The 7444-nt window shown below is 43.7% G+C and carries 7 protein-coding genes; all 7 read right to left on the bottom strand.

All coding sequences use genetic code 11. The features are described 5' to 3' along the window. Window positions 1-67 precede the first annotated feature (67 nt). The 7 genes from J7E32_RS18645 to dnaG all read right to left on the bottom strand — a co-directional run bounded on the left by J7E32_RS18645 (window position 68) and on the right by dnaG (window position 7440). Window positions 68-1183 (bottom strand): Nif3-like dinuclear metal center hexameric protein, encoded by a 1116-nt coding sequence (locus tag J7E32_RS18645; RefSeq protein WP_214910568.1) that lies wholly within the window; start codon window positions 1181-1183, stop codon window positions 68-70. After that, the gene (locus J7E32_RS18640; protein WP_214910566.1) at window positions 1180-1890 is read right to left on the bottom strand and encodes a tRNA (adenine(22)-N(1))-methyltransferase; all 711 of its coding nucleotides are present in this window, start codon (window positions 1888-1890) and stop codon (window positions 1180-1182) included. The genes J7E32_RS18645 and J7E32_RS18640 overlap by 4 nt, the downstream gene beginning before the upstream one ends. A 138-nt stretch (window positions 1891-2028) precedes the next feature. Beyond that, complete coding sequence (gene cccA / locus J7E32_RS18635; protein ID WP_214910578.1) at window positions 2029-2391, bottom strand: cytochrome c550; 363 nt, start codon at window positions 2389-2391, stop codon at window positions 2029-2031. A 185-nt stretch (window positions 2392-2576) separates the two neighbouring features. Further along, complete coding sequence (locus tag J7E32_RS18630; protein WP_214910564.1) at window positions 2577-3716, bottom strand: acyl-CoA dehydrogenase family protein; 1140 nt, start codon at window positions 3714-3716, stop codon at window positions 2577-2579. Between the two features lie 98 nt (window positions 3717-3814). Continuing rightward, window positions 3815-4345 carry a hypothetical protein gene (locus tag J7E32_RS18625; RefSeq protein WP_214910562.1) on the bottom strand — a complete coding sequence of 177 codons (531 nt, stop codon included), beginning with the start codon at window positions 4343-4345 and terminating at the stop codon, window positions 3815-3817. Between the two features lie 112 nt (window positions 4346-4457). Next, window positions 4458-5588: an RNA polymerase sigma factor RpoD gene (gene rpoD, locus J7E32_RS18620; RefSeq protein ID WP_214910560.1), complete on the bottom strand. Its 1131-nt coding sequence runs from the start codon at window positions 5586-5588 to the stop codon at window positions 4458-4460. 43 nt (window positions 5589-5631) lie between these two features. Next, window positions 5632-7440 carry a DNA primase gene (gene dnaG / locus J7E32_RS18615; protein WP_214910559.1) on the bottom strand — a complete coding sequence of 603 codons (1809 nt, stop codon included), beginning with the start codon at window positions 7438-7440 and terminating at the stop codon, window positions 5632-5634. Window positions 7441-7444: the final 4 nt, after the last annotated feature.

Genomic DNA, 7444 nt, shown 5'->3' with positions numbered 1-7444 from the left:
CGCTATCCGGGGTATAGTTCATTAATTCAGGCTGCTTTCTTATTTTCTTCTGATCAAGCACAAAGGCTTAGATAAAAGTAAATGGATCTGTCCCTATTTCAGAAGGAATGAACTTTACATCATACCCTTTTTCCTTGCATAGTCCTTCCATCACCGTGGCGACTCCCTTTTTCATGACCTTCTCGACATTATGTCCCGGGTCAATCATATTCAATCCGGCCATCAGCGCGTCGTGTGCTGTGTGATAGTAAATATCACCGGTAACGTAAACATCTGCTCCACGGAATTTCGCCTGCGAGTAATACTTATTTCCGTCACCGCCAAGGACAGCTACCTTTCTCACCTTAGCATTCAAGTCTCCGACAACACGGATTTTATCCACTCCCAAAGCTTCCTTTATTACTTTGGCAAATGCAGACAGGGTCGTTTCTTCGACTTGCCCGATTCTTCCAAGTCCAAGTTGTTCTCCGGTATTTTCAAGTCGATATATATCATAGGCGATCTCCTCATAAGGATGGGCTTTGATCATAGCCTGGATGACCTTTTTTTCAATGCTTTGAGGAAAAACAGTTTCTACACGCACTTCATTTACCACTTCAAGCTTTCCTTGTTCGCCAATATGTGGATTCGTATTTTCCCCCGGCAGGAAACGTCCTTCACCCGCCCCGGAGAACGAACAATGGCTATAGTTTCCGATTGCACCTGCTCCTGCACGGCCTAATGCCTCACGGAGAGTCTCAGCAGCCTCCTCCGGTACGAAAACGACGAGTTTCTTCAAATGATCCTCATAAGTTGGCACCAGCACTTGAGGGTTCTTTAAACCGAGTGCAGCAGCCAGCAGATCATTTACGCCTCCTTTTGCCACATCCAGGTTCGTGTGCGCTGCATAAACAGCAATGTCATGTTTGATCAGCCTGGCAATCATACGTCCTGCAGGAGTGTCGGTCGCGATCTTTTTCAATGGCCGGAAGATTGGCGGATGGTGAGCAATGATTAATTGAACATTCTTGGCGATTGCCTCCTCCACCACTTCTTCGGTTACATCAAGAGCAATCAGAACGTTTTCGACTGATTGGTTCAATGCACCTATTTGCAAGCCAACCTTATCGCCTTCCATCGCAAACGCCTTAGGCGAAAATTGTTCAAAAAGCTGAACAACTTCATGTCCATTCACTTTTTTCACCGTAACGCCTCCTCTGCCATCATTAGTTTCGTTTTCAGTTCCTGTCTCTTGCTTTCTGTATCATCATTCTGCACAGCCTCATCGAGCTGCTTTAAGATTCGCTCCCAATTTCGTTTTTCAGCATTCCACTTTTCTGTAAACACTTCTGACTTTTCCTTCAGCAAAAATGGACCAAATAGTATCCCAATTTCAAAGTTGATATGCTGATACGGCTTCATTGGTTCGCCCTTCTCAGCGACAAGGATTTCGTATATTTTACGATCTTCTTCCAAAATTTCTTCTTTGACCAATTCCCAGCCGTTATCAATCAACCACTTTCGTACCGCAAAGCTGCCCACATTCGGCTGAAGGACAAGCCTGCTGACTCCTTCAAGTTTCGATTTCCCTTGTTCCAGAATCGTTGAAATCAATGTACCGCCCATACCAGCGATGGTAATGCAATCAACCTCTCCAGGTTGAATCACTTCAAGTCCATCACCTTTTCTGACTGATATTTTATCTGTGAGGCTTTCCTCCCGAACCTGGTCAAGGGCAGATTGGAATGGTCCTTCGGCGACCTCGCCTGCAATTGCCATTGGAACAGTTCCCTTCTTTACCACATTACAAGGAAGGTAGGCATGGTCAGAACCAATATCGGCTAGTCTTGCGCCTTCAGGAATATTATTTGCAACGGCTTCAAGCCGGTCTGATAGTTTTTCTGCATTCATACAAGTCACCTACTAAATCTTATTTTGCTTTTATAAGTATATGAAAACGGCGAGCCTCTTGTCCAATTATGCAGGGTAAAAAGTAAAGGCCCTTTGCAAAAGTAAAGGCCCTTTGCAAAAGCAAAGAGCCTTTAAAGATTACTTCAATTCATTGACAATCCATTCTGCCATTTCTGCTTCCTTGCCAGCAGCCATTCCTGGTGGCATGTTGCCTTTACCATTAACTAAAATGTCCTGAATTTCTTCTTTGGAATACTTGCTGCCAACACCTTTTAACGCTGGACCAGATACACCTTCATACTGGTTGCCGTGGCAAGCTGCGCATGATTGCTGGTAGAAATCCTCCGGGTTTACTTCAGCTGTTTCTTCGGTTTTTTCGCCGCCTTCTTTTTCCTTTGCAAGATCCTTGGAATCTCCTACACCCTTGAAAGAAAGCAGGAACATCAAGCCGATCCCCATCACCATGATCAACACGAACGGGATAATTGGATTACGATTCATCATATACCCTCCTTTATGTACAACATCAAATCTTAAATAATGATTTCACACAGATATTATTTTACTTGAAAAACGTTTACAGGGAAAGTAAAAAAGCAAACTTTGTCACACTTGTTCACAATTTAGACAAAAAACTCCATCGTTAGATGAAGTTTTTTTGTACAAGGCATATTTAGGATACCCTTTTAGCAGCCAATTAATCTGGCAATCACCATTCTTTGTACTTCTGAAGTGCCTTCACCAATCTCCAGCAGCTTCGCATCCCTCATGTATCTTTCTACTTCGTACTCTCGCATATAGCCATAGCCGCCATGGATCTGAACAGCCTGATCAGCCACTTCCATCGCGATCTCTGAAGCATAAAGCTTGCACATCGAAGCTTCTTTGGAGAAGGGGCGCCCTTGATCCTTCAGCCAGGCAGCCTTATAGACCATATTGCGTGCAAGTTCAATCTTCATTGCCATGTCAGCAAGCTTGAACTGAATAGCCTGAAACTGTGATATCGGTCTGCCGAACTGCTGTCTTTCTTTAGCATACTGCAAGGCTTTTTCATATGCAGCCTGAGCCACTCCGACAGCCATAGCGCCTATACCGATCCTGCCGCCATCCAGCGTCACAAGGAATTGCTTGAACCCTTCCCCTTTCTTGCCAAGCAGGTTTTCAACCGGAACATGGACATCCTCCATCACTAGCTGAGTAGTATTCGATGCATTTAATCCCATCTTTTCATAATTATCAATGACAGAGAACCCTGGGGCATCAGTTGGAACGATAATGGCGCTGATTTCCTTTTTTCCATCCACATTACCTGTGATTGCCGTCATTGCAAGATGTTTGGCATAGCTTGCATTCGTGATAAAGTTCTTGCTGCCGTTGATAATATATTCCCCATCAACCTCTTTGGCCGTCGTCTGAGTACCTCCAGCATCCGAGCCTGCATTAGGTTCGGTCAGTCCGAAAGCTCCCAGCGATTCGCCTGTACAGATTGGAGCAAGGTATTTTTGTTTCTGTTCCTCTGTACCAAATAGATTGATAGGAGCGCCACCAAGAGATATGTGGGCAGAATATGTGATCCCAGTTGAGGCGCAAGCCCTGCTCAATTCCTCGGTGACAATCGCAAAACTAACTGTATCAGCTCCTGCTCCGCCATATTCCTCGGGGAACGGCAAGCCCAGCATTCCTAATTCTCCTAGTTTTTTGAAGATTTCAGTCGGGAATTGTTTTGTTTTATCTCTTTCAATCGCTCCTGGAGCAACTTCTTCCTCCGCAAACTCTCTAATTGTCCTTTTAATCATTGCCTGTTCTGATGTTAAATCAAAATTCATTTCCATCCCCCTTAAAACATTGAATGCGTTTACATTCTTCATTATAAAGGGGAAGAAACAATTTTCTCAACATTTAAAAACTTTTAAATTGTTAAAAATTATATAAATATAGTAATTAACAAAACGATTACCCCTATGACTCCTGATAGTTTAAAGCTCACCAACTTCCACTTCATCCCAACTGTTATCCATAACAAGCAGTTCAGGCCGGCTACGATGTAAAGAATGACTGGATGGTCTGGGAATATTATTTCAGCTGCCTGAACAGATGTGATTAGTAAAAGAAGTGCAGCAGTAAGTAATGGGATCAAATCAAAAAAAGATTTTCTAAACATATAAAAGGCTGCTGAAAGAGTAGTCATGCCAAAAAAAATGATAAGGGCAGTTTGCAAAAAGAGCGACAATTCAGTAAAATAAAATAAAAATACTGAAAGCGATAACAATCCAATTAGTATTAAACCTAAAAATCCCTTAGTCCTGTTCGGCATTTTTCTTCGGGCCGAGTCAGCTTCCAAGCTACCCTCTGTATACAGGTTCAAGAGGAAATCGCAATAGTGCTCAGGAAGCATCCTGTTTTGTTTCCAGTACTTAATCTCATTGGTGATGATTTTCCTGCGATGGTCATCCATATGTAGGCACATCCTGTCTTAATGGTTATCCGAGCTCGAAGTCAGCCGGAAAGTAAGTAAAAAAAGGAATAATTTACTTTTATTTTAAAAAGTAAACTATTCCTTGGCAATCCTATTCTAAAAAGTCTTTCAATCGTTTGCTGCGACTTGGGTGTCTCAGCTTGCGAAGTGCCTTAGCTTCTATTTGTCGTATACGTTCGCGCGTAACGCCAAATACCTTGCCCACTTCTTCCAATGTGCGAGTGCGGCCATCATCAAGACCGAAACGGAGTCGAAGGACGTTCTCTTCACGGTCAGTAAGTGTATCAAGGACGTCCTCCAGCTGTTCCTTCAAAAGCTCATATGCAGCATGTTCAGAAGGAGAGGTAGCATCCTGGTCCTCAATGAAATCACCAAGGTGGGAATCATCTTCTTCACCGATTGGTGTTTCAAGGGATACTGGCTCTTGGGCAATCTTCAGGATCTCACGCACTTTTTCAGGGGACAGATCCATATCTTCACCGATTTCTTCAGGTGTAGGTTCGCGTCCTAAGTCTTGAAGGAGCTGTCTCTGTACACGGATCAATTTATTGATGGTTTCCACCATATGGACAGGGATTCTGATCGTCCTTGCCTGGTCAGCGATAGCACGAGTGATCGCCTGACGGATCCACCAGGTAGCATAGGTACTGAATTTAAAACCTTTGCGGTAATCGAACTTTTCAACCGCCTTGATCAAACCCATATTCCCTTCCTGAATGAGGTCAAGGAATAACATACCACGGCCAACATAGCGTTTCGCAATACTTACTACGAGTCGTAGGTTTGCTTCGGCAAGACGTCTTTTCGCTTCTTCATCGCCTTGCTCGATTCTTTCTGCCAGGTTGATCTCTTCTTCAGCTGAGAGCAAGTCAACTCGGCCAATCTCTTTTAAGTACATCCTTACAGGGTCGTTGATTTTGACTCCCGGCGGGACACTTAAGTCATTCAAGTCAAATTCTTCATCGTCTTTTGCAAGCTGTTTGATATCTGGGTCTTCAGCTTCATCACTTTCACCTACGAGTTCAATCCCTTGTTCACCGAGGAACTCATAGAATTCATCCATCTGGTCGGAATCAAGATCGAAGCTTGATAGCCTTTCCGCGATATCATCATAGGCAAGGACACCTGTTTTCTTGCCAATTGCCGTTAACTGGTCTTTCACTTGTTCCACTGTCACTTCATTTTCAGTGACTTCTTTAGAACGGGCTGACTTTTCAGCCATATGTCCCCCTCCTTCCAAAAATCAAAAACAATCAGCATTAGCTTTATAAGGTCTTGCGCAGTTGGATAATTTCCGTTGCGATAGTCGCTGCGCGCAAGAAATCGTTTTGTCGTTCTGCCTGTTTTTGTTCTGCCATTTTTTCCTTTATTTTTAACATTTTTTGATAATTCAAGACCTGCTTGATATAATCAGATAATTCCTGGTCACTGATTTCCTCGTTAAGAGGCATCATTTCTATATCTGCAACGACCCTTTTTAGCTTATTATCCTGGAGATAATTTAAGAACGCGCTTGGGTCAGGATCATGTCCTTTTTCATAGTATGCAAATAAATAAGTAATAATAGCCTGATGTTCATCAATGTTCAATGTACTTCCTGCAAGCATTTCCTGTACCTTATATGCGACATCGGCGTCTTTCATCATATGAAAGATCATTCGCCTTTCCGCAGTGTGGTATGCCGGCTTCAGTTCTGATTTTCTGGCGTAGCTTACAGGTTTTGATTCCGCTCGCGGTTGATTTTGCCCCCTCTTTTGGCCCGAAGCCTGAACCAGCTGATTGAGCTGTTGGGCTAATGCGTCTAGTGAAAGCGAAAACTCATTCGCAAGCTGCCTCAAGTAAAGGTCTTTTTCTACTGCTTTATCGAGCGTACTGATTTCTTTAAGTACTTCTTCGATATATTGAAGGCGATCTCCTTCATTCTGAAGGTTTTTCCCTCGACGATAATATATTAATTTAAAAGCCATCAAGGTGGCGCTGGAGCCAATAATATCGTTCCTGAATTTCTCCTCGCCATGCACCTTTATGAAATCATCAGGATCCATGCCATCTGGCATTGTGGCAACCCTGACTGCGAATCCCGCTTTTGACAGCATGTTAGATGCCCTGAAAGCCGCTTCAATACCGGCTTTGTCCGAGTCGTAGCAAATCGTTACAGCTTGCACATTTCTTTTCAGCAAGGAGATATGTTCTTCAGTCAACGATGTCCCCATCGTGGCGACACCGTTTTCTACCCCTGCCCGGTTAGCCGAAATTACATCGGCAAATCCTTCGAAAAGTACAGCTTGCTGCTGCTTACGTATCACGCCGCGAGCAAGGTGGAAATTATATAGAATTTTACTTTTGTTGAAGATTTGCGTTTCGGGACTGTTTAGATATTTGGGTTCTTCGCCCCCTAGTGCCCGCCCAGAAAACGCAATCGTATTTCCCTGATGGTCGAGGATCGGAAACATAATCCTGTTCCTGAACCTGTCAAAGTATGTCCCATCGTTTTCCCGCTGAATGACAAGTCCCGCTTTCGAGATTAAATCCAGGGGAAATCCCCGCTTTTCAAGCAGTTTCACTGCAAAGTCCCATGAAGGCAGTGAATAGCCTATTTGGAATGTGTCAATGGACTCCTGTGTAAATCCCCTGTTCAGCAGATATTCCAGTGCCTCTTGACCTTCTTTTGTGTTTACAAGCAAATGATGATAAAATTTACGCAATAGTTCATGCGCTTCGATCATTTGCTTCGAGCCTTCAGGCAGTTGTGGGTTTTTGCCCGAAGCCGGTCCTTCCAGCTTCAGTTCGATGTTCGCACTTTCCGCGAGCTTCACTGCTGCTTCTTGAAACGACAGGCCATCAATATCCATCAGGAATGAAAAAACATTCCCGCCGGCACCACAACCAAAGCAGTGATAAATCTGCTTATCAGGTGAAACTGAAAATGATGGAGAGTTTTCCCCATGAAATGGACAAAGCCCAAAATAATTCCGGCCCTGTTTTTTCAATTGGACGTAATCACCAATGACATCGACTATTTCAACCGCCTGCCGGATTTCATTTACTTTTTCCTCGGCAATCCTCTCTGCCATAAGC

Origin of the sequence: Bacillus sp. ISL-55 (assembly GCF_018613155.1) — a bacterium.
Classification (GTDB): Bacteria; Bacillota; Bacilli; order Bacillales; family Cytobacillaceae; genus Mesobacillus.
Note: the sequence above shows the minus strand (reverse complement) of the source record. Positions and strands in the feature narration are given on the sequence as shown.